The sequence below is a fragment of the Gordonia sp. 852002-50395_SCH5434458 genome, from assembly GCF_001665905.1.
Taxonomy (GTDB): domain Bacteria; phylum Actinomycetota; class Actinomycetes; order Mycobacteriales; family Mycobacteriaceae; genus Gordonia; species Gordonia jacobaea.
The window spans coordinates 40,452-61,495 of record NZ_LZTC01000011.1 but is presented as its reverse complement, the minus strand read 5'-3'; the positions used below and the strand labels follow the sequence as shown (position 1 = coordinate 61,495).

17 protein-coding genes are annotated in these 21,044 nt (G+C 66.0%); 12 read left to right on the top strand and 5 right to left on the bottom strand.

Going from position 1 to position 21,044, the window contains the following annotated elements; translation table 11 throughout:
* The first annotated feature begins 2 nt into the window (after positions 1-2).
* The 3 genes from A5785_RS01715 to A5785_RS01705 are packed head-to-tail and all read left to right on the top strand — an operon-like array spanning position 3 to position 2,504.
* Positions 3-893: a DNA-formamidopyrimidine glycosylase family protein gene (locus A5785_RS01715; protein ID WP_049697880.1), complete on the top strand. Its 891-nt coding sequence runs from the start codon at positions 3-5 to the stop codon at positions 891-893.
* Positions 890-1,750 carry a methyltransferase gene (locus tag A5785_RS01710; RefSeq protein WP_082946511.1) on the top strand — a complete coding sequence of 287 codons (861 nt, stop codon included), beginning with the start codon at positions 890-892 and terminating at the stop codon, positions 1,748-1,750. The genes A5785_RS01715 and A5785_RS01710 overlap by 4 nt, the downstream gene beginning before the upstream one ends.
* Positions 1,751-1,760: 10 nt before the next feature.
* Positions 1,761-2,504 (top strand): SDR family oxidoreductase, encoded by a 744-nt coding sequence (locus tag A5785_RS01705; protein WP_049697881.1) that lies wholly within the window; start codon positions 1,761-1,763, stop codon positions 2,502-2,504.
* Here A5785_RS01705 and A5785_RS01700 read toward each other — a convergent pair.
* Positions 2,485-5,190, bottom strand: coding sequence for an HAD-IC family P-type ATPase (locus A5785_RS01700; protein WP_049697882.1), 2,706 nt, complete (start codon positions 5,188-5,190; stop codon positions 2,485-2,487). The two genes, A5785_RS01705 and A5785_RS01700, sit on opposite strands and share 20 nt — an antisense overlap.
* Before the next feature lie 82 nt (positions 5,191-5,272).
* Positions 5,273-5,938, bottom strand: a complete 666-nt coding sequence (locus A5785_RS01695) for a hypothetical protein (protein WP_231895405.1) — start codon at positions 5,936-5,938, stop codon at positions 5,273-5,275.
* Positions 5,939-5,956: 18 nt separating this feature from the next.
* On the opposite strand from A5785_RS01695, the gene A5785_RS01690 reads away from it, so the two are divergent.
* On the top strand, positions 5,957-6,490 hold the full coding sequence (locus tag A5785_RS01690; RefSeq protein ID WP_049697884.1) for a hypothetical protein: 534 nt from the start codon (positions 5,957-5,959) through the stop codon (positions 6,488-6,490).
* A gap of 1 nt (position 6,491) precedes the next feature.
* On the opposite strand, the gene pgi is transcribed toward A5785_RS01690, so the two are convergent.
* Positions 6,492-8,168 carry a glucose-6-phosphate isomerase gene (gene pgi / locus A5785_RS01685; protein ID WP_049697885.1) on the bottom strand — a complete coding sequence of 559 codons (1,677 nt, stop codon included), beginning with the start codon at positions 8,166-8,168 and terminating at the stop codon, positions 6,492-6,494.
* Between the two features lie 98 nt (positions 8,169-8,266).
* Positions 8,267-8,635: a chorismate mutase gene (locus A5785_RS01680; protein WP_049698082.1), complete on the bottom strand. Its 369-nt coding sequence runs from the start codon at positions 8,633-8,635 to the stop codon at positions 8,267-8,269.
* A 47-nt stretch (positions 8,636-8,682) separates the two neighbouring features.
* Here A5785_RS01680 and A5785_RS01675 point away from each other — a divergent pair, with 47 nt between their 5' ends.
* Positions 8,683-10,686, top strand: a complete 2,004-nt coding sequence (locus tag A5785_RS01675; protein ID WP_231895404.1) for a hypothetical protein — start codon at positions 8,683-8,685, stop codon at positions 10,684-10,686.
* A 36-nt stretch (positions 10,687-10,722) separates the two neighbouring features.
* Positions 10,723-13,239 (top strand): UvrD-helicase domain-containing protein, encoded by a 2,517-nt coding sequence (locus A5785_RS01670; protein WP_049697887.1) that lies wholly within the window; start codon positions 10,723-10,725, stop codon positions 13,237-13,239.
* An 82-nt stretch (positions 13,240-13,321) separates the two neighbouring features.
* Here A5785_RS01670 and A5785_RS01665 read toward each other — a convergent pair whose 3' ends face one another.
* Positions 13,322-14,494, bottom strand: a complete 1,173-nt coding sequence (locus A5785_RS01665) for a M23 family metallopeptidase (RefSeq protein WP_053117384.1) — start codon at positions 14,492-14,494, stop codon at positions 13,322-13,324.
* Positions 14,495-14,953: 459 nt separating this feature from the next.
* On the opposite strand from A5785_RS01665, the gene sucC reads away from it, so the two are divergent.
* The 6 genes from sucC to A5785_RS01635 all read left to right on the top strand — a co-directional run bounded on the left by sucC (position 14,954) and on the right by A5785_RS01635 (position 20,971).
* Positions 14,954-16,117 carry an ADP-forming succinate--CoA ligase subunit beta gene (sucC, locus tag A5785_RS01660; RefSeq protein ID WP_049697888.1) on the top strand — a complete coding sequence of 388 codons (1,164 nt, stop codon included), beginning with the start codon at positions 14,954-14,956 and terminating at the stop codon, positions 16,115-16,117.
* 14 nt (positions 16,118-16,131) lie between these two features.
* Positions 16,132-17,034, top strand: coding sequence for a succinate--CoA ligase subunit alpha (sucD, locus tag A5785_RS01655; RefSeq protein ID WP_005207310.1), 903 nt, complete (start codon positions 16,132-16,134; stop codon positions 17,032-17,034).
* 95 nt (positions 17,035-17,129) lie between these two features.
* Positions 17,130-17,501 carry a PH domain-containing protein gene (locus A5785_RS01650; RefSeq protein ID WP_049697889.1) on the top strand — a complete coding sequence of 124 codons (372 nt, stop codon included), beginning with the start codon at positions 17,130-17,132 and terminating at the stop codon, positions 17,499-17,501.
* Between the two features lie 179 nt (positions 17,502-17,680).
* A complete protein-coding gene (locus A5785_RS01645; RefSeq protein ID WP_049697890.1) occupies positions 17,681-18,412 on the top strand; it encodes a hypothetical protein in 732 nt (243 codons plus the stop codon).
* A gap of 136 nt (positions 18,413-18,548) precedes the next feature.
* On the top strand, positions 18,549-18,974 hold the full coding sequence (locus A5785_RS01640; protein ID WP_414651984.1) for an RDD family protein: 426 nt from the start codon (positions 18,549-18,551) through the stop codon (positions 18,972-18,974).
* Between the two features lie 74 nt (positions 18,975-19,048).
* Positions 19,049-20,971 carry a carboxyl transferase domain-containing protein gene (locus A5785_RS01635; protein WP_064864351.1) on the top strand — a complete coding sequence of 641 codons (1,923 nt, stop codon included), beginning with the start codon at positions 19,049-19,051 and terminating at the stop codon, positions 20,969-20,971.
* Positions 20,972-21,044: the final 73 nt, after the last annotated feature.

Below are 21,044 nucleotides of genomic sequence, written 5' to 3'. Positions count from 1 at the left end.
GCATGCCTGAGCTGCCTGAGGTCGCCGCCATCGCCGATTACGTCGACGAGCACGCTGCCGGCTTCCCGATCCGACGCGTCGACGTCGCGTCGCTGTCGGTACTGAAAACAGCAGATCCGCCGTACACAGCGCTGATCGGGCGCATCGTCGACTCCGCGTCGCGGATCGGTAAATACCTCGTCATCACGACGATTCCCGGCAGCGCCGAACAGGTCGACGAACCGACGATCAGCCTGGTCATCCACCTGTCGCGCGCGGGGTGGCTGCGCTGGAGCGAGGATCTCTCGCCGCGCCCGCTGCGTCCCGGCGGCAAGAGTCCGATCGCGCTGCGCGTCCACTGCGGGCTACCCGGAGAGGGCTTCGACGTCACCGAGGCCGGCACCCAGAAGCGGCTGGCCGTGTGGGTGGTGCGGGATGTGTCCGACGTCGAGCGCATCGCCTCACTCGGACCCGACGCGATGGGTGTCACTCGCGACGAGCTCGCCGAGATCCTGCACGGCACGTCGGGCCGAATCAAGAACGTGCTGACCGATCAGCGGGTGATCGCCGGGATCGGAAATGCCTACTCCGACGAGATCCTGCACACCGCAAAGCTTTCGCCGTTCGCGTCGTCGAAAACACTGTCCGACGCCCAGATCGACACACTCTACGAGTCGATGCGGGGCGTACTCACCGATGCGACCGGGCGGCTCGAAGGTCTCGGCGTCGCAAAACTGAAGTCGGAGAAGCGAACCGGGCTGCGGGTGCATGCCCGCACCGGGATGCCGTGTCCGGTGTGTGGCGACACGATCCGGGAGGTCAGCTTCACCGACCGATCATTCCAGTACTGCCCGACGTGTCAGACCGGCGGAAAGGTGCTCGCGGACCGTCGAATGTCACGGCTGCTCAAGTGACGGACGCACAGTCGGCGCGAGGAGACGCCCAGTCGGCAGTAGGAGGCGCCCAGTCGGCAGTACGAGGCGCCCAGTCGGCAGCGCTGGCCGCGCGGCTGCGGGCGGCGGGCTGTGTGTTCGCGGCGGAGGAGGCGGCCATCCTCGTCGACGCCGCGCGCGACGTCGAGCAGCTGGAAGAGATGACCGCTCGGCGTTGTGCGGGTGAGCCGCTCGAGCATGTGGTGGGGAAGGTCCGGTTCGGGTCGATCGACCTGCATGTGGGGCCGGGGGTGTTCATCCCTCGACAGCGCTCGCTGTTGCTCGCGCAGGTCGCTGCGGAGGTGCTGCGCCAACGTCACGTCGAGCACCCCGTGGTCATCGAGGCGTTCTGCGGAGTCGCGCCGGTAGCGGCGGCGGTGGCAGAAGCGGCGAGCGGTGCGCGCATCCACGTCGTCGACGTCGACGCGACGGCTCTGGCTTACGCGCGCCGCAACCTGCCCGCCGGTGCGCACGCTCACCTCGGTGACGGACTGTCGACGTTGCCGCGGCGGTTGCTCGGCGCGGTCGACGTGATCGCGGCCGTATCGCCCTATATCCCCGACGGTGCCGTCGAGCTCCTACCGCACGAGACCGAATACGAACCACGGACTGCACTTCTCGGGGGCAGCGACGGACTCGACCACATTCGACGGCTGGTCGGTGCCGCCCCTGACTGGCTCGCCGACGGTGGCGCACTGCTGATGGAGATGAACACCGCGCAGGCAGGGCAGATCCTCGCCGAGCGCAGCGACGACTGGGCCGACGCCGACCGGATCGTCGGCGACGACGGTCAGACCGCGGTGGTACGTCTCGTTCGACGTCCCCGCGCGCAGGGGTAGGTTGTCCTGCGTGACGACCCGACAGAAGATCCTGATCACCGGCGCGAGCTCGGGGCTCGGCGAGGGGATGGCCCGTGAATTCGCCGCGCGCGGCCGTTCGCTGGCCCTGGCCGCCCGACGCCTCGACCGCCTCGAGACCCTCGCAGACGAACTCCGGCCGAGCGCGTCGCAGGTCGCCGTGAGCGCACTCGACGTCACCGACGTCGACGCCGTGCCCGTCGTCTTCGGCAAGCTGCGCGACGAACTCGGCGGTCTCGACCGCGTGATCGTGAATGCGGGGCTGGGCAAGGGCGCCCCGATCGGGACGGGCAAGGCGCACGCCAACATCGAGACCGTGCAGACCAACCTCGTCGGAGCGCTCGCACAGGCGGAGGCCGCGATGGAGATCTTCCGCGCGCAGAACCACGGCCATCTGGTGCTGGTCAGCTCGATCAGCGGAATCCGTGGACTTCCCAAGGCACAGACCGCGTACTCGGCGTCGAAGGCCGGTGTCACGGCAATCGGGCAGGGTTTGCAGGCAGAACTCGTCAACTCGCCGATCACGGTGTCGGTCGTCGCGCCCGGCTACATCGAGACCGACATCAACCGCGGGGTGAAGACCGCTCTGATGGCCGACACGGAGTCCGGAGTCGCGGCGATGGTCAAGGCCATCGAGGCCGAAAAGGGCTACTCGCCGGTGCCGCCGTGGCCGTGGACTCCGATCGCCGCGGCACTGAAGTATCTGCCCGCGTTTGTCACGCGTCGGATGATCTGACCGATTCGAATCGTCGCGCAACGGCTTTCGCGATTTCGATGATGAAGAAGATCGCGATGGCCAGACCGATGGTGACGCCCCATCCGACGCCGGTGAGGGGAGCGGACCCGAACCACGTGTGCATGAACGGCGCGTAGATGAACACCAACTGCAGCACGATGAGTGCTGCCGACGTGTACCAGACCATCGGATTGCCGCGCAGCGCACCGACTTTGAGGCTCGAACCACTGAGGTAGCGGCAGTTGAACAGGTAGGCCAGTTGGCCGAGCGCGAGCATGTTGACCGCGGCCGTCTGGGCAATGGCCAGGGAATGCCCGTCCGACTTCGCCACGAAGTACACCGAGATGGCAGCGGCGGCAACGAGGATGGAGACGAAGGTGATCATCGCGAGGTCGCCGCGTGCGATCAGCGGACCGTCGGTCGACCGTCTCGTTCGCGACATGATCCCCGGTTCGGCGGGCTCGAAAACCAATGCGAGCGAAAGGGTCACGGCAGTGATCATGTTGACCCACAGGATCTGGACGGGCGTCAACGGAAGCGAGAATCCGAACAGGATCGCGACAAGTATGACCAGCGATTGCGCGCCGTTGGTCGGCAACAGGAACAGGATTGATTTGCGGATGTTGTCGTAGATCCGACGACCCTCTTCGACCGCACGCTCGATGGTCGCGAAGTTGTCGTCGGCAAGGACGATGCCCGCGGCCTCCTTGGTGGCCTCGGTGCCCTTGATGCCCATCGCGACACCGATGTCGGCGCGCGTCAGTGCCGGCGCATCGTTCACGCCGTCGCCGGTCATCGCCACGATCTCACCCTGTGCCTGCAGTGCGGTGACGATCCGCAGCTTGTGCTCAGGGCTGGTGCGCGCGTAGATGTCGACCTCACCGGCCACCTCGCGCAGCCGTGTCTGACTCATCTTCTGCAGGTCGGCGCCGGTGAGCACCGGAGCGGCCGGATCGTCGATGATGCCCATTTCCGCCGCGATCGCGCGTGCGGTGCCCGCGTGGTCGCCGGTGATCATCTTGACCCGGATTCCTGCGCTGTGGCAGTTGGCGATCGCTGTGATCGCCTCGGGCCGTGGGGGATCGACGATGCCCGCAACGCCCAAGAATGTCAGTCCATGATCGACGTCGTCGAGCGTCAGCGAGTCGGCGTCGGGTGCGGGTCGTCGTGCCGCGGCGAGCACTCGCAGTCCCTGCGCGCTGAGCTCGTCGATGACGCTTTCCCAACGAGGTCGGTCGAGGGGCCGGAGTTCACCGTGCTCGTCCAATTCGAACTCGCTGCGGTCGAGCAGGCGGTCGGGAGCGCCCTTGACGAGAATGGTGCGCCCGCCGTCGGGTAGATCCGAGAGCGTGGCCATGAACTTGTTCTGCGACTCGAACGGGACTTCACCGAGCCGCGCGACGTCGGCGTCGAACCCGGCCTTGAGGGCCAGAGTCCGTAGCGCGCCCTCCGTCGGCTCGCCGATGAGTTGCCAGCGCCCGTCGACCTCGGCGACTCGTGCGTCGTTGCACAGCGCCATGGTCTCGACGAACAGTGCGAGATCGGGATCCGCGCTCAGCGATGCGACCTGTCCGTCCGCGGTGATCGATCCCCTCGGGTCGTAGCCGGTGCCGTCGACGGAATAGCGTTGTGCGCCTGTGACGACGGTGCGCACCGTCATCTCGTTCTGCGTCAGCGTGCCGGTCTTGTCGGAGCAGATCACGCTGACCGAGCCGAGTGCCTCCACCGCGGGGAGCTTGCGTGTGATCGCGTGTCGTCGCGCCATCTGCTGCACCCCGAGCGCCAGCGTGATCGTGACGACTGCGGGAAGTCCCTCGGGGATTGCTGCGACAGCGAAACCGATTGCGGCCGAGATCAACTCGTCGATGGTGAAGTTGTGGATGACCTTGCCGATCACCATGATCGCCGCGGCGAGGCCGAGGATGCCGAGCGAGAGTTGTGTTCCGAACTTCTCGAGGCGCTGGGTCAGCGGGGTATCGACCTGCTCGATGTCGGAGATCATCGACTGGATTCGGCCGATCTCTGTCGACGGTCCGGTCGCGGTGACCACGCCGACGCCGGTGCCCGCCGAGACGATGGTGGACGAGTACGCCATCGATTGTCGGTCGCCAATGCCTGCGTCGACGTCGACGGCAAGGGTGTCTTTGCTGGCGGGGACGGATTCGCCCGTCAGCGCCGACTCCTCGATACGCAGATTCGTCGCCTCGAGCAGCCGTATGTCGGCGGGCACTCGATCGCCCGACCTGATCGACACGACGTCGCCCGGAACGAGGTTCTCGGCGTCGACGTCGACCCACTCGCCATCGCGGCGGGCACGCGCGTGCAGCGACAGCATGTTCCGGATGCCCGCGAGTGCGCTCTCTGCCCTGCCCTCTTGGACGAACCCGACGACGGCGTTGATCACCGCGACCGCGACGATGACCGCGAAGTCGATCCAGTCGCCGAGGATCGCCTTCAGCACACCTGCGCCGATGAGGATGTAGATCAGGATGTTGTTGAACTGCGCGGCGAAGCGCAGCACCGCCGGTCGAGTCTTTGCGGCCGCGAGCCGATTGGGGCCGACGTGCTCGAGTCGTCGTGTCGCGTCGGCACTGGTCAGGCCCTGCGCGGAGGTATCAAGTGCTGCGAGGACCTCCGAGCGTCCCACGGCGTGCGAATCGGTCAGCACCGCATCTGTTGTCGTCAACGTGGAGACCTCTCAGACCGTCGTCGCACTCGCTGCCCCTTAGGCAGACTCTAATCCGAATAGGCGACGTCGGCTGTGCGGCTCAGCCTGCGGGTGGCGCGGGGGAACTGCTCGCGACGTCGGCCGGATTGCGCCACACGACGGGCGCCTGCTTGTAGTCGAGTGAGTCGTCGCCGGTGGTGTCGGCCCAGTAGATGACCTGAGTCAGCTTTTGCCCCTCATCGGCGTAGGCGACGAGGCAGGTGGCGTAGGACTCGCCGCGACGCATCGTCTCGGGGGGCTTCGGGTTGGCGCAGTCCTTCAGTGAGGTCGACGGCGGCAGCGTCAGCGCTGCGGTGCGCCCATCGGCCGAACCGGCGAGGCCGAGGACCTTGGGGGCGGGCGCCGGCCCTTGTGCCAGAGACGTCACTGTGACGTAGACGAAATATGCTGTGCCGCCGCGGGTTTGCGCGCTGGGTACGTCTTTGCCCTGTGTGATGCCGGTGACCGTGTACAGCGCCGTCGACCCGCCCGCACGATAGGCGTCGGCGGGCAGTGACGCCGAGGCGCCGAAGTCGAGCGTGGTTCCGGGTGCGGTGCGCGGATGCTGCTGCCCGGGTGCGACGGTCACGGCCGCTGATCGGGGCACCGACGTCGCGGATTCGGCGGTACCACCGGAGTCGGACGAGCATGCCGCGACGCCGAGCACGCCCGCGACACAGGCCAGCGACACCACGAGCAGTCGCGGCCGCAAAACGGTAGTCCTCACGTGCGTAAGGTAGCGGATGTGGGTTCCACACAGGGGCAAGTGGTCGCCAATGGCGCGTTCGCACTCTTCTCACGACGACGAGTCGACGACATGAGTGAACTACTCGAGTCGATCTTCGGCCGCGACGACATCACCGCGGTCGGCGCGGATTGGCGCGGGATCGTCTACTTCACCCTCGACGACGATGAGGAACTCGCACCCGATACCGTCGTCGGCTTCGACCCGTCGAGCGGAGCGTCGGGACCGCTGGCCACGCTCGATGAGGTACTCGCGGCGGTTCGCGACGGCGAGATCGCCGAGGCCGTCGACGTGTCCGGGTTCGACGCCTGGCGGGTTGCGACCGGCACCCGTGAACTCGCGATGGGCGACTGTGTGCCGCCGCTCGTACTCGAGTTCCTCGGCGGCGACCCGGCTGAACGCGCCGACGAGCCGCAGGACCTCATCACCTACGTTGCGGTCGCGGCCGCGCTCATGGGTCGGCTCGAGGCGCTCGGAGTACAACCGGGCGATGAGATCCCGCCCGAGGTGTTCGACGACGAGCGCTGGTCCTGACTCAGGCCTTACGTCCGCGCTCGGCGCGGTACCAGCGCACCAGTGCGTCGGTCGACGAATCAGCTTGCTGCGCAGGCGCTTCGGCGTCGGTGATGACGCCCAGAAGCTCCTTGGCCTGCGTCTTGCCCAATTCGACGCCCCACTGGTCGAACGAGTTGATGCCCCACAGCGTGCCCTCGACGAACACCTGATGCTCGTAGAGCGCGATCAACTGACCGATCACCGCCGGGGTCAGTTCGGACGCGAGTATCGACGTCGACGGTCGGTTGCCGGGCATCACCTTGTGCGGCACCACCTTCTCGTCGACGCCCTCGGCCCTGATCTCGTCCGCGGTCTTCCCGAACGCCAGCACCTTGGTCTGCGCGAAGTAGTTGCTCATCAGTAGATCGTGCATCGAGCCGGTGTCATCGGCGGTGGGCAAATCGTCGGTGGGGTTGGCGAAGCCGATGAAGTCGGCGGGCACCAGACGTGTTCCCTGGTGGAGCAGTTGGTAGAAGGCGTGCTGGCCGTTGGTACCCGGCTCGCCCCAGAAGATCTCGCCGGTGTCGGTGGTCACGTGCTCGCCGTCGGCCTTGACCGACTTGCCGTTGGACTCCATCGTCAACTGCTGCAGGTACGCGGCGAAGCGCGCCATGTCGTTCGAATAGGGGAGCACCACCCGCGACTGTGCGTCCCAGAAGTTCGAGTACCAGAATCCGATCAATGCCAGCAGTACGGGCGCGTTGCTCTCCAGCGGCTGCGTACGGAAATGAGTGTCGACGGTGTGGAATCCGCCGAGGAATTCGGCGAAGCGTTCCTTGCCGATCGCCGCCATCACCGAGAGGCCGATCGCGGAATCCACCGAATAGCGGCCGCCCACCCAGTCCCAGAAGCCGAACATGTTGACCGGGTCGATTCCGAAGTTCGACACCGCCTCCGCATTGGTGCTGACTGCGGCGAAGTGCTTGGCGACGGCGTCCTCACCCGCGCCGAGTTTGTCCAGCAGCCACCGCTTGGCGGCAGCCGCGTTGGTCAGCGTCTCCAGCGTCGTGAAGGTTTTCGACGCGACGATGAACAGCGTCTGCTCGGCGTCGAGGTCGGCGAGTGCCGCGACCATGTCGGCCGGGTCGACATTGGACACGAAGTGGCAGCGGATGTCGGTATCGACGTAGTGGCGCAGCGAGCCGTACACCATGACGGGCCCGAGGTCGGAGCCGCCGATGCCGATGTTGACGACGTCGGTGATGGGTTTTCCGGTGTGGCCCTTCCACTCTCCGCTGCGCAGCTTGTCGGTGAATGCGCCCATCGCGTCGAGCACTTCGTGGACGTCGTGCACGACGTCCTGGCCGTCGACGACGAGTTGCGCGTCGGCGGGGAGGCGGAGCGCGGTGTGCAGGACCGCGCGGTCTTCGGAGGTGTTGATGTGCACGCCTGCGAACATGTCGTCGCGGTGCTGTTCGAGATTTGCTTCACGCGCGAGCGAGAGGAGGAGCTCGATGGTCTCGGCGTCGATTCGGTGTTTGGAGTAGTCGATGTGCAGATCACCGACGTCGATGGTGAGCTCGCGCCCACGGGAGGGGTTGTCGGCGAACAACTCCCGGAGATGGCGTTCGGCGAGGATCGGCTTGTGAGCCTCCAACGCCTGCCAGGGTTGAGTAGTGGTGATGTCCTTGCCGCTGCGCGAGACGTCGGTGCCCATGAACCAACACTAGGTCTTCACGGCGTGGCGCGTACTCGATAAGAGGGCAGACAGACGTCTCGTAACCGATGGTTCACCAATCGCGAACCCGCGGGCGGTCAGCGGCCGAGGGGACCCCTGCCGAGACGCAGCAGCAGCATGGCCAGCGTGTGGCCCTCCTGGCCGAGCGCGGCGAACCGGTCGATGACCTTCACCTCGCGCGAATGCACCAGCCGCGGGCCACCCGACGCCATTCGGGTTGCGCCGACCTTCTTCGACACAGCGGTCCTGCGCTTGATCGCGGCGAGGATGATCGCGTCGAGGCGGTCGATCTCGACCCGCAGGTCGTCGATCTCGTCTGACAGGTCGTCGATGGAGGGGTCGAGGCGGTAGTACTCGAGATCGATCGTCTCCTCGAACGGCACCGGCACGTCCGACGCGGCGTCGGGTGTCGTCGCAGGGTTCTGATCGTTGCTCGCATCGCTCACCGGGGTGATTTTGCCACGCGCCACCCGCGGCGGTTCTACTAGATCCCATGCCGAGCAGCCCGACGGTGACGTCGCAGTCACACACATCCGACGAGCCGCATCGACCCCGATCCCTCGCGGGCCGGATCGGTTCGCTCACCGTGGTGGCGGCGATCGTGCTGATCGTTGCGCACCTGGTGGTCCGCGCGTGGCTGGTCGCGACCGGCAACTTCTACTGGGACGACCTCATCCTCATCGGACGTGCGTCGACCGTGCCCATCTGGTCGTGGGACTACCTGGGCCAGAGTCACGACGGCCACTTCATGGCCGCAGCCTTCCTGGTCGCTGGTCTCTCGACGCTGGCAGCGCCGGTCAACTGGGTCATCCCGGCTGTCACGTTGGTCGTGTTGCAGGCGCTCGCGTCGCTGTCGGTGTGGCGAATGATTCGCGTGGTGGGATCGGCTGCGGGAGGTGACCGTGCGGGTCGTCGACGGCCCGCGCTCGAGGTGGGCGCGCTGGCCGCCCTGGCGTTCTATCTGTTCACTCCGCTGACCGTGCCCGCGTACATCTGGTGGGCCGCCGGCCTGAACTCGCTGCCGATGCAGGCGGCGATGGCCTGGATCGTCGCCGACGCCGTGCTTCTGTGCACCGGTCGCGTCCCCGAGTCGTCGCGACGACTAGTCGTCATCCGGTCGACGGTGATCTTCGTCGTCGCGCTCGCCTTCTTCGAGAAGTCGCTGTTCATCCTGCCGGTGGCCTTCATCGCGGCCGTGCTGGTTGCGCGGTTCGACAGCACCGCAGAAACCTCGGACGACAGCGAGAAGTCTGCCGACCGCACTGCCTCGGCGCTCCCGCGCACCCCGCTCATCACCGCCTTCACGCGTGGGCGCGCTCTCTGGACGCCGCTGACCGTCGTCTTCGTGGTGTGGGTCATCGTCTACTTCTCGGTCTCCGACGCGACGGCGGGAACGCACTCGGTGTCGCAGACCGCGCAACTCGTGTGGCGCTCGATCAACAAGGCACTCGTGCCCTCCCTGGTCGGAGGTCCGTGGGACTGGGAACGCTGGGTGCCTTCTCCGCCCATGGGATTCCCGTCGATCTGGATGATCGTCCTCGGCTGGATCGTGGTTGCCGGTTTCGTCATCTGGGCGATCAGGACGCGCGTCGGTGCGATCGGCGTGCTTGTCGCCGTCGCGCTGTACGTGGTGGTCGTGCAGATCCCGCCCATGTGGAATCGGTCGAGCGCCAACACTGCTCTCGAACTCGCACAGACGATGCGCTATCTACCCGACGCCGCGCTCGTGCTGGCCCTGGCGTTCACTCTGCTCGTGGCCTCGCCGCTTCGTGCGTCCATCGGGGCGTCGGAGCCGGATGGCACCGATCGGGGTGCCGCGCGGCACGCGCGCGAGGCGGGGACGTCGCCGCTGCTGCTCGCCGGGGTCATGGCGGTGGCGTTCGCTGTCGCGTCGTCGATCATCTCCACCGCGGCCTACTCGGCGTCGTGGAATGACGATGCGACCGGCCCGTATCTCGCGAACGCGAAGCGAGCACTCGCCGCGAACAAGGACACGACGATGTTCGACCAGGCGCTACCCCTCGAAGTGCTGCTCCCAGTCGCCTACCCGGAGAACCAGATCAGCCATACCTTCGGCAAGCTGCGCGATCGGCCGACATTCGGCACTCACACCGACCGTCTCATCGTGCTCGACAATTCGGGCAACGCGGTCCCCGGTGCCGTGACGCCGCGGCGTGCGATCAAAGCCGGGCGCGGGTCGTGTGCGCGTCCCGAACTCGACGGCCCGAGTCGACTCCAACTCGACGGTCCGCTGATCCAGTGGCAATGGACCATCGCTCTGGGATACTGCGCCAATTCCGCTGGGCAGGTGCGTTTCTCGCTCGACGGTGGGGCACCGGTCACCGTGCCTGTGACGGCTGGTCTGCACGTCGTCTACGTGCAGTTGGGCGGTCGCGGCACCGAACTCGACGTTCAGCCGCTCACGCCCGGCCTCGCGCTGCACACCGGGGACGGGCGCGTGGGTGAGGTTGTGGACGCGCGCCTGCTCGGGGGCTGACTGTCTGTCGGTGGCGGCGAGTAACCTGAACTCTCGATGACCAGTTCCACCCGCACCTCCGCCACGCCCGCCGGCCGCGCCCCGGCAGCAAGCTCCGACGACGCGTCCGCGCGTCTGCTGGCAGGGCTCAATCCGCAGCAGCGCGAGGCCGTATTGCACTCCGGCTCGCCGCTGCTGATCGTTGCGGGCGCGGGGTCGGGCAAGACGGCGGTGCTGACGCGACGCATCGCGTACCTGCTCGCCGAGCGTGACGTATCGCCCGGGCAGGTGCTGGCGATCACCTTCACCAACAAGGCGGCCGCCGAGATGCGCGAACGCGTCATCGGCCTCGTCGGTCCGCGCGCCAACTTCATGTGGATCTCGACCTTCCACTCGACATGCGTGCGCATCCTGCGCGCACAGTCGGCGCTACTGGAGGGGCGTAACTCCAACTTCTCGATCTACGACGCCGACGACTCCAAGCGACTCCTCGGCATGATCATCCGAGATCTCGACCTCGACCCCAAGAAGTTCGCGCCGCGCGGGGTGTCGGTCATCATCTCGAACTACAAGAACGAACTGGTCAAGCCCGAAGAAGCCATCACCGCGACGGCCGAAGGCGACCCGACCGAGCAGGCGATCGCGCAGATCTACGCCGAATACCAGCGCAGGCTGCGCACGGCGAACGCCTTCGACTTCGACGACCTGATCGGCGAGACGGTCGGATTGCTGCAACGTCACCCCGAGGTCGCCGAGTACTACCGCAGACGCTTCCGCCACGTACTGGTCGACGAATACCAGGACACCAACCACGCGCAGTACGTCCTGGTCCGCGAGTTGGTGCTCGGCAGCACTTCAGACGACTCCGACGACGAGCCCGACGCTCGCGCCGTCGAGCCGTCGGAGCTGTGCGTCGTCGGCGACGCCGACCAGTCGATCTACGCATTCCGCGGTGCGACGATTCGCAACATCGAGGAGTTCGAGCGCGACTTCCCGAATGCGGAAACCATTCTGCTCGAACAGAATTACCGCTCCACCCAGACCATCCTGTCCGCCGCGAACGCGGTCATCGCGCGCAATCCGAATCGACGTGAGAAGCGGCTGTGGACGGATTCGGGCGACGGTGAACTGATCGTCGGATACGTGTCGGATTCCGACCGCGACGAGTCGATGTTCATCGGCACCGAGATCGAACGCCTCACCGACCACACCATCGGCGGAGTCTCGGAGTCATACAAGTACTCCGACATCGCCGTGTTCTACCGAACCAACACCGGCTCACGACCCATCGAAGAAGTCTTTGTGCGCCACGGCATTCCGTACAAGGTGGTCGGTGGCACCCGCTTCTACGAGCGCAAGGAGGTCCGCGACGTCGTGGCCTACCTGCGCACCGTCGCCAATCCCGACGACTCGGTGAGTCTGCGCCGAATCCTCAACACGCCACGCCGTGGCATCGGAGACCGCGCCGAGGCGTGCGTCGCGGTGCACGCAGAGAACGCGGGTGTCAGCTTCTATCAAGCACTGCTCGACGGCGCCGAAGGCAAAGTGGCGCTGCTGAATTCGCGTGCGGTCAAGCAGATCGGCACATTTGTCGACCTGATCGAGGGATTGCGTCGCGACTTTTTGACCACCTTCGGACAGGCCGACGACGCGGGCGCCGACGTGGCGACCGTGTCGGATGCCACGGAGGAGGGCGCCGACATCGGCGAGTTGGTCGCCGCGATCGTCGATCGCAGCGGGTATCGGGCGGAGCTGGAGGGATCGAGCGATCCGCAAGACGCCGCGCGCCTCGACAATCTCAACGAACTGATCTCCGTCGCGGCCGAATTCAGTACGGAGGCAGCCGAACTCGATGTCGACTTCGACGACGAAGCGGTTGGCGACGAAGACCTGGGCGGAACCGACGGCGAACCTGAACCCGGCTCACTGGCCGCCTTCCTCGAGAAGGTCGCGCTCGTCGCCGACGCCGATCAGGTGCCCGACGAGGGCGATGGCGTCGTCACACTGATGACCCTGCACACCGCGAAGGGTCTCGAGTTTCCGGTCGTGTTCGTCACCGGCTGGGAGGACGGCCATTTCCCGCATATGCGTGCCCTCGGCGACCCGGCCGAGTTGAGCGAGGAGCGCCGACTCGCCTACGTCGGTATCACCCGCGCCAAGGAACGGCTCTACCTGACCCGTTCGGTGACCCGCGCATCGTGGGGACAACCCGTCTCGAATCCGGAATCGCGCTTCCTGCAGGAGATCCCGCAGCATCTCATCGATTGGCGACGCACCGAGCCCAGGCGGGGTGCGCGTGGATTCGGTTCCACCGGAGGCGTTTTCGGGCGATCCGACGGCGGATCGTCGCGCACGCTCGGTCGCTCGCAATACTCGACCGACCCCAATCGCGGCCGGAACAAGCAGATCCACCTCGACGTCGGCGATCGACACAACCATCCCAAGTACGGCATGGGGAAGGTCGTGGGCAAAGAGGGGAGCGGTGCCACCGAGCGAGTGGTCATCGACTACGGCGGCAAGACCGGTCGCATCACCCTGCTGACCGCGGGCGGAATCCCGGGCGACAAGCTCTGACACGCGCGCTGCGTCGTCACCGCAAGGGGAGACTCAGGCGGCAGGCGGTGTGGCCCTCAGATCAAAGGCCGGGCGAGGTGAATCAGCCCGTGTAGGCCGACATCCGGACGCCGTGCTCGGCGAGCCACGGGGCCGGGTCGATCTTGGTGGTGCCGTTCTTCCAGACCTCGAAGTGGCAGTGCGGGCCGGTCGACTGACCGTCGGACCCGACGAGGCCGATCACGTCGCCTGCCCTGACGGTCTGACCCTTCTGAACCAGCACGCCGGACGAGTACATGTGGCCGTACACGGTGACGGTGCCGTCCGCGGCTTGCACCTGAATCCAGTTGCCGAAGCCCGAGGCCGGTCCCGCTTCTTTGATGACGCCGTCGGTTGCCGCGTGGATCGGGGTGCCGAGCGGGGCGGCGAAGTCGACGCCGCCATGCATGCTGCCCCAACGCATCGCGAAGCCGGAGGTGAACTGGTAGAGCCCCATCGGGAGCGGTGACTCGTAGTACGGGCGGCTCGCTGCTGCCTTGCGCGCTGCCTCGTCCTTGACGAGCTGCTCACCCTCTGCGAGCTGCGAGGTGAAGACGCTCATGTCCTGCGAGGAGTTGTCGGGTGCTGCGATGCCAGGTCCCAGGTCGGGGACAGGAGCTGCGTTGCCGACGTTCGCGGTGTTGGTGGGAGCCGTCGCGGGTGCCGGTGCCTTCTCGGTGGTGCCGGCGTGGGCCGCCGCGGCCACTGCTGCGCCTGCGGCCATCGCGACGAGGGCGGCACGACCGCCGCGCAGGGCGGTCGGAGGTGCAGCAAGGCGGTGCTTGCCGCGGGTCCGGGTACGGCCGGGCTCAGGAATCTGGCGGAAAGGCTTCTCGGCGGGCCGTAGGTCGATCTCTCCGCTGTGCGTGAGGTCGAGGTCGGCGTCGGAGGGGAACGAATCGAGCTGCGCGCCCTCGCTCTCGAAGGGGTCGTCGGCATACGCCTCGAATCCGCCCTCGGGGATGAGGATGTCCTGCGTCAGTTCGGAGCGGGTTGGCCGGTAGTAGGGGTCCCACGTGGAAGGCGACCAGGTGGTCTGGTCGAAGCCGTCCGTCGCGTACTCGTGTTCGGCGGTATCAGTGGCCCAGGGATCGTACGAGTCGAGCTCGTCGATCGGGATGATCGCGGTCATCTCCTCGGCTGGGATGTCGTCGTAGGTACTGCCGCGTCGTGATGTCACGGTGCCGACCGTCGACGTCGACCTGCTCGGAGCTCCGCGTTCCGCCAAGTCGCCCACCTCAATTCCTGTTGCTTCGTTCCCGATATCGATCTTGTTACCGTTCGTGACCGATTCGTGATCCGTACTGCTCGACTGACGGTAACGAAACGATTGCGGCAAGTCCAACGATCGACCGTAAGAACCCGCCCAAATGTGAGCTGGGTCACGAGTCAGAGCCGTGCATGGACCCATCGCAAAGACGGTGTTCTAGATGTCGAACATCGCCCAAAACCGTTGCGCTACGCCCTTCTTCCCGACTTCGTGCCCGCGTGCGGCGAGCCGAGGGCAGACTCTATACGAGGAGCGTGGTGCGCTGATCGATGGCCGGTGTCCTGCGATGGGGACGCCGACCGAACGAGTGATCTGCCGCACAAGCCACGCAGGCCCCCAACAGGGCTGTGTCCGGCAGGTTTAGAGTCCGATATGGCCCGTGTTACACCCAACATCAGCGGGCACAACGACGAAATGGTGAGCTGAATGGATCTCTTCGAATACCAGGCGAAGGAACTGTTCGCCAAGCATGGGGTTCCCACCACACCCGGTCGGGTCACCGACTCCGCCACCGATGCACGAGCGATCGCCGAGGAAATCGGCAAGCCCGTGATGATCAAGGCGCAGGTCAAGACCGGCGGGCGTGGCAAGGCAGGCGGCGTGAAGTACGCCGCGACCCCTGACGACGCGCAGACCAACGCAGAAAACATCCTGGGCCTCGACATCAAGGGGCACATCGTCAAGAAACTCCTCGTGGCAGAAGCCAGCGACATTGCCGAGGAGTACTACATCTCATTCCTTCTCGATCGCGCCAACCGCACCTACCTGGCGATGTGCTCGGTCGAGGGCGGCATGGAGATCGAAGAAGTCGCAGCGACCAAGCCGGAACGGCTGGCCAAGGTGCCCGTCGACGCCGTCAAGGGTGTCGACATCGCCACCGCGCGATCGATCGCCGAGCAGGGCCATCTGCCCGCTGAGGTGCTCGACGCCGCTGCCGTGACCATCGCCAAGCTGTGGGAGGTCTTCGTCGCAGAAGACGCCACGCTGGTCGAGGTCAACCCGCTGGTCCGCACGCCCGACGACCAGATCCTCGCCCTCGACGGCAAGGTGACACTCGACGAGAACGCCGACTTCCGTCACCCCGACCACGTCGAGTTCGAGGACAAGGACGCCACCGATCCGCTCGAGCAGAAGGCCAAGGAGAACGACCTCAACTACGTCAAGCTCGACGGCCAGGTCGGAATCATCGGCAACGGCGCGGGACTGGTGATGAGCACGCTCGACGTCGTCGCGTACGCGGGTGAGAACCACAACGGCGTCAAGCCTGCCAACTTCCTCGACATCGGTGGCGGCGCGTCGGCCGAGGTCATGGCCGCCGGTCTCGACGTCATCCTCGGAGACGAGCAGGTCAAGAGCGTGTTCGTCAACGTCTTCGGCGGCATCACCGCGTGTGACGCGGTCGCCAACGGCATCGTCGGTGCGCTCAACAAGCTCGGCGACGAGGCCAACAAGCCTCTGGTGGTCCGCCTCGACGGCAACAAGGTCGAAGAAGGCCGCAAGATCCTGGCCGATGCGAATCACCCCCTGGTGACGCTCGCCGAAACGATGGACTCAGGCGCCGACAAGGCTGCCGAACTGGCGAGCAAGTAAGAGGCGGAGAATCAATGTCGATCTTTTTGAACAAGGACAACAAGGTCATCGTCCAGGGCATCACCGGCGGTGAGGGCACCAAGCACACCGCGCTGATGCTCAAGGCGGGCACCAACGTCGTCGGCGGCGTCAACGCGCGCAAGGCCGGAACCACCGTCACCCACAAGGACAAGGACGGCAACGACATCGAGTTGCCGGTCTTCGGATCTGTCGCCGAGGCGATCGAGAAGACCGGTGCCGACACGTCGATCGCGTTCGTGCCGCCGAAGTTCTCGAAGGACGCCATCATCGAGGCGATCGACGCGGAGATCCCGCTGCTCGTCGTCATCACTGAGGGCGTTCCGGTGCAGGACACCGCGTACGCGTGGGCCTACAACGTGGACAAGGGTGCCAAGACCCGCATCATCGGACCGAACTGTCCGGGCATCATCACGCCGGAGGAGTCGTTGGTCGGCATCACGCCCGCCAACATCACCGGCAAGGGTCCGATCGGTCTCGTCTCCAAGTCGGGAACCCTGACCTACCAGATGATGTACGAGCTGCGCGACCTCGGCTTCTCGACCGCCATCGGCATCGGCGGCGACCCGGTCATCGGTACCACGCACATCGACGCCATCGAGGCCTTCGAGAAGGACCCCGACACCAAGGTCATCGTGATGATCGGTGAGATCGGCGGCGACGCCGAGGAGCGTGCGGCCGACTACATCAAGGCCAACGTCTCCAAGCCGGTCGTCGGCTACGTCGCGGGCTTCACCGCCCCCGAGGGCAAGACGATGGGTCACGCCGGCGCGATCGTGTCGGGCAGCTCCGGCACCGCTCAGGCGAAGAAGGAAGCGCTCGAGGCTGCGGGCGTGAAGGTCGGCAAGACGCCGAGCGAGACCGCCAAGCTGGCCCGCGAGCTCTACGAGAATCTGTGATCGCGTAGCTTTCGCATAAACCACAATCGGGTACGACGCCGCAACCGCGGCGTCGTACCCGATGTGTATTTGTCGCCTTATCGATTGGATCCAACTTGGAAACCGCAGCTATCACCGCATGGACATTCGTCAGTGAGTGTCCGATTCCCGGAGATATCGGTCCACTATTGGTGCAAGGTGAGCAACCCTGGGCCGCGTACAAGACGTTCCGAGACTCGGCGATTTTCACCAACAAGCGGTTGATCGTTCGCGATGCTCAGGGACTAACCGGTAAGAAGGTTGAGATCTACTCGCTGCCGTACTCGTCGATCACGATGTGGTCGAGCGAGAACGCCGGGCGCATGCTCGATTTCAACGCTGAGATGGAACTGTGGACCCGGGCCGGGCATATCAAGGTCAAGCTCGGCAAAGGCGTGGATATTCGCAAGATTGACCATCTGATCTCCAGCGCGGTGCTCCTCGGCTGACAATCCGCGCATCGCCGACGGCTTTCGTACCGTCTAACGTGCGAAAGCGATCGCAATCGAGGGTTCGGAACCGATCGCATCAGTGTTTCAGGTGCGATAATCAGGCAGTGAACAGTGACGCTCGCGCGCGACAAAATCGTGGCTATGGGACGAGTGTCGACGGCGTATCGCTCGCCGGCATGGTGAAACTCCCGTTCCGCGCCGCGTCGGCGGTGTTCGACGCCGCTGAGCATGTCCCCGTGGCGGGTTCGGTTGTTCGTGATGTGCGACGGTCCGCGCACAACGTTGTCGATTCGGCGAGCGGATTGGCAACGGCGGGTGTGCAGACCGGCATGGGCGCGCTGATCCGCGAGATCGTCGACGTGTTCACGTCCGAGATCGACCTCACCGCGCTGGTGCTCGACAACGTCGACCTCGACAAGATCATCGCGTCGGTCGACATGAACGCGATCGTCGACCTTCTCGACCTCGACGCCATTGTCGCGCGCGTCGACCTCGATGCTGCGGTTGCGCGGGTGGACCTGGACGCGGCCGTCGCGCGGGTGGACCTGGACGCTGCGGTTGCGCGGGTGGATCTGGACGCGGCGGTCGCGCGCGTCGACATAGAGGCGGTCATCGCGACCGTCGACCTCGACGCGATCATCGACACCGTCGACCTCGACCGTGCCGTCTCGCATGTGGACGTCGACGCGGTGATCAATCGCGTCGACCTCATCGGACTCGCCGACGTCATCATCGACGGCGTCGACCTTCCCGGGATCATCCGCGAGGCGAGTACGTCGGTGACCGCGGACGTGATGACTGATGTGCGCAGCACCAGCGAGCGTGCCGACGACGCCGTCGCCGACATGGTCGGCCGACTGTTGCGCCGACGAGTGGTTGCGGAGGTGGAGACACGTGAGCGTGACTGAATCCCAGCCCGATTCGTCCCAGCCTGATTCTTCTGAGCCCGAGTCGCACAACGAGTCCGTCGGCAGCAACCCCTCCGATACCGCAGCCGACGAGCACGCAGCCCGCGCAGAGGCCAGGAAGAGCAAGGCCCACGCGGTGCACGACACCTCGAAGACAGCGGGCATCGTGAGTCGCGGAGCGGGTGCGGTGATCGACCTGATCGTCGTGCTGGTCATCATGAGTGCCATCTACCTGGGCGTCGTGATGGCCCGACTGCTCTACAACGTTCACGACTTTTCGATGCCGAGCACCAACGGGTTCTTCACTGTCGGTGCGTTCATAGTCGTGTCGATCGTCTACCTGGCCACGTGTTGGGCGGTGTCGGGCCGCACGCTGGGTAGCGTCGTGATGGGTATTCGGGTGGTGAACCGCAAGGGTGATCGTCTGCGCCCATCCGTGGCTGCGATTCGGGCTGCGATCTGCGTGCTCTTCGCCATCGGATTGCTGTGGGCCGGAGTCGATAGGAAACGACGATCCGTCGCCGACCTGGTGCTGCGGACGCGGGTCGTGTACTCGCGCTGAGGTTCCTCACCCGCCGGGTTTCTTCACCCGCCGAGGCGTCGTCGGCGACTAGCGTTGGTGAAGTGGTCGAGCGAATGACGACAGACGAACTGGTAGCCGCGCTCGTCGATGATGGCACCTGGCAGTCCTGGGACGAGGCGCCCAGCTACGTTGCTCTCGACCTGGACTATGCCGAAGCGTTGGGGCGGGCACGCAAGCGAACCGGCGTCGACGAGTCGGTGATCACCGGTGTCGGAGAGATCTCCGGCGCTCCGATTGTGTTGGTTGTCAGCGAATTCGGATTCCTGGGCGGATCTATCGGGCGTGCGGCAGGCGAACGCGTGGTCGGCGCTGTTCGACGCGCGACACGCGAGAGACTACCCGTGCTGGCTCTGCCCGCGTCCGGCGGCACCCGAATGCAAGAGGGCACGGCGGCGTTCCTGCAGATGGCATCCATCGCCGAGGCGGTCGGAAGTCACCGACGGGCGGGGTTGCCGTACCTCGTGTATCTGCGCCACCCGACCACCGGCGGTGTATTCGCGTCGTGGGGTTCCATGGGACACATCACCTGGGCCGAACCCGGTGCACTCGTCGGATTCCTGGGACCACGAGTCTATGAAGGCCTGCACCGCAAGCCTTTTCCCGACGGCGTGCAGGTGTCAGAGAATCTGGCCGCCCACGGGATCGTCGATGCCATCGTGCCGGTGGACGAACTCGCCGGCCGCGTAGCCCGGGTCGTCGAATTGCTCGCCGAGCCGGTTGACCCGCCGGCGTCACCTCCGGTCGTCGCTCCTTCTCGGTCGGTCGTCGCTCCTTCCCCGCCGGTCGACGCTCCATCCCCGTCGGTCGACGCTCCATCCCCGTCGGTCGAGCCGCCACCGCCGCCGGTCGAGCTTGTCGAGACCTGGGATCGCGTGCTCGCGACGCGCGCTGCGGATCGTCCCGGTCTGCGCGCGCTGCTGCTCGCTTCCGATGCCGCCATGATTCACGACACCGGACCAATTGTCCTGGCGCTGAGCCGTTTCGGGCGAACGACGGCCGTGGTGATCGGGCAGGACAGAACCGTGCAGGCCGACGGTCGGCTGATCGGACCGGCGGATCTGCGGGTCGCGCGGCGGGGCCTGGCGTTGGCAACCGAACTGCGCCTGCCCGTCGTCACGGTGATCGATACACCGGGCGCCGACCTGTCCGTCGACGCAGAGGAGGGTGGCCTCGCGCGTGAGATCGCGCTCTGCCTGGCTGACCTCATCGCGGTGCCGCGGCCGACGGTGTCGGTGTTGCTCGGTGAGGGGGCGGGTGGAGCGGCGCTCGCGTTGTTCCCAGCGGATCGTCGACTTGCCGTGGACGACGCATGGCTGTCGCCGCTGCCGCCGGAGGGGGCGAGCGTGATCGTGCATCGCGATACAGCACACGCACCCGAACTCGCCGCGGCGCAGGGCATCGCGGCCACCGACCTCGCCGAACACGGTGAGATCGACGAGATCGTGCACTGGGGAGCCGACGGTCTCCGCGCGAGCATCGGGCGGGTGTTGGCGGGACTCGTGCCCGATCATGCACGGCGCGTGCGTCATTCGGCCGACCGGGGCGGGCGTCGGACACTCGCCGTCGGCGCGATCGTCCGCGACGTCGACGGGCGCTTTCTCCTCGTGCAACGACTTCGCGATCCCCAGGCAGGCCGGTGGACGGTGCCCGGCGGCAAGGTCGATCCGGTCGACGCTGTCGGCCCCGATGGAATCCGTGACGACGAAGGCACACTCGTCGCCGCGGTGATCCGCGAGATCGCCGAGGAGACCGGACTCGACATCGAGGTCGGCGCCAAGGCGTGGGTGGTCGACATACCCGACGGCAGGGGCGGGACCTTCGAGATCCACGATTTCGTCGCGGTCCCCGTCGGTGGCACAGTGCGCGCAGCCGACGACGCCGCTGACGCCGGATGGTTCACGGTCGACGAGATGCGGGCATTGCCACTCACCGACGGCTTGCTCGAGCACCTGACAGCGGGCGGGTTCGTCGAATGAGCCAATTCGGTTCATCGTGAACACAATTCGACGACGCGTCGAATCCGCAGGTCCGCACGTTGGGTGATGATCG

Bases quoted from the DNA above. Each gene is read 5' to 3' on its own strand.
- A5785_RS01715 (WP_049697880.1), top strand. From the start codon at position 3: ATGCCTGAGCTGCCTGAGGTCGCCGCCATCGCCGATTACGTCGACGAG.
- pgi (WP_049697885.1), bottom strand. From the start codon at position 8,168: ATGGGCACCGACGTCTCGCGCAGCGGCAAGGACATCACCACTACTCAA.
- A5785_RS01675 (WP_231895404.1), top strand. From the start codon at position 8,683: ATGCCGAGCAGCCCGACGGTGACGTCGCAGTCACACACATCCGACGAG.
- A5785_RS01670 (WP_049697887.1), top strand. From the start codon at position 10,723: ATGACCAGTTCCACCCGCACCTCCGCCACGCCCGCCGGCCGCGCCCCG.
- sucC (WP_049697888.1), top strand. From the start codon at position 14,954: ATGGATCTCTTCGAATACCAGGCGAAGGAACTGTTCGCCAAGCATGGG.
- sucD (WP_005207310.1), top strand. From the start codon at position 16,132: ATGTCGATCTTTTTGAACAAGGACAACAAGGTCATCGTCCAGGGCATC.
- A5785_RS01645 (WP_049697890.1), top strand. From the start codon at position 17,681: ATGGTGAAACTCCCGTTCCGCGCCGCGTCGGCGGTGTTCGACGCCGCT.
- A5785_RS01635 (WP_064864351.1), top strand. From the start codon at position 19,049: ATGACGACAGACGAACTGGTAGCCGCGCTCGTCGATGATGGCACCTGG.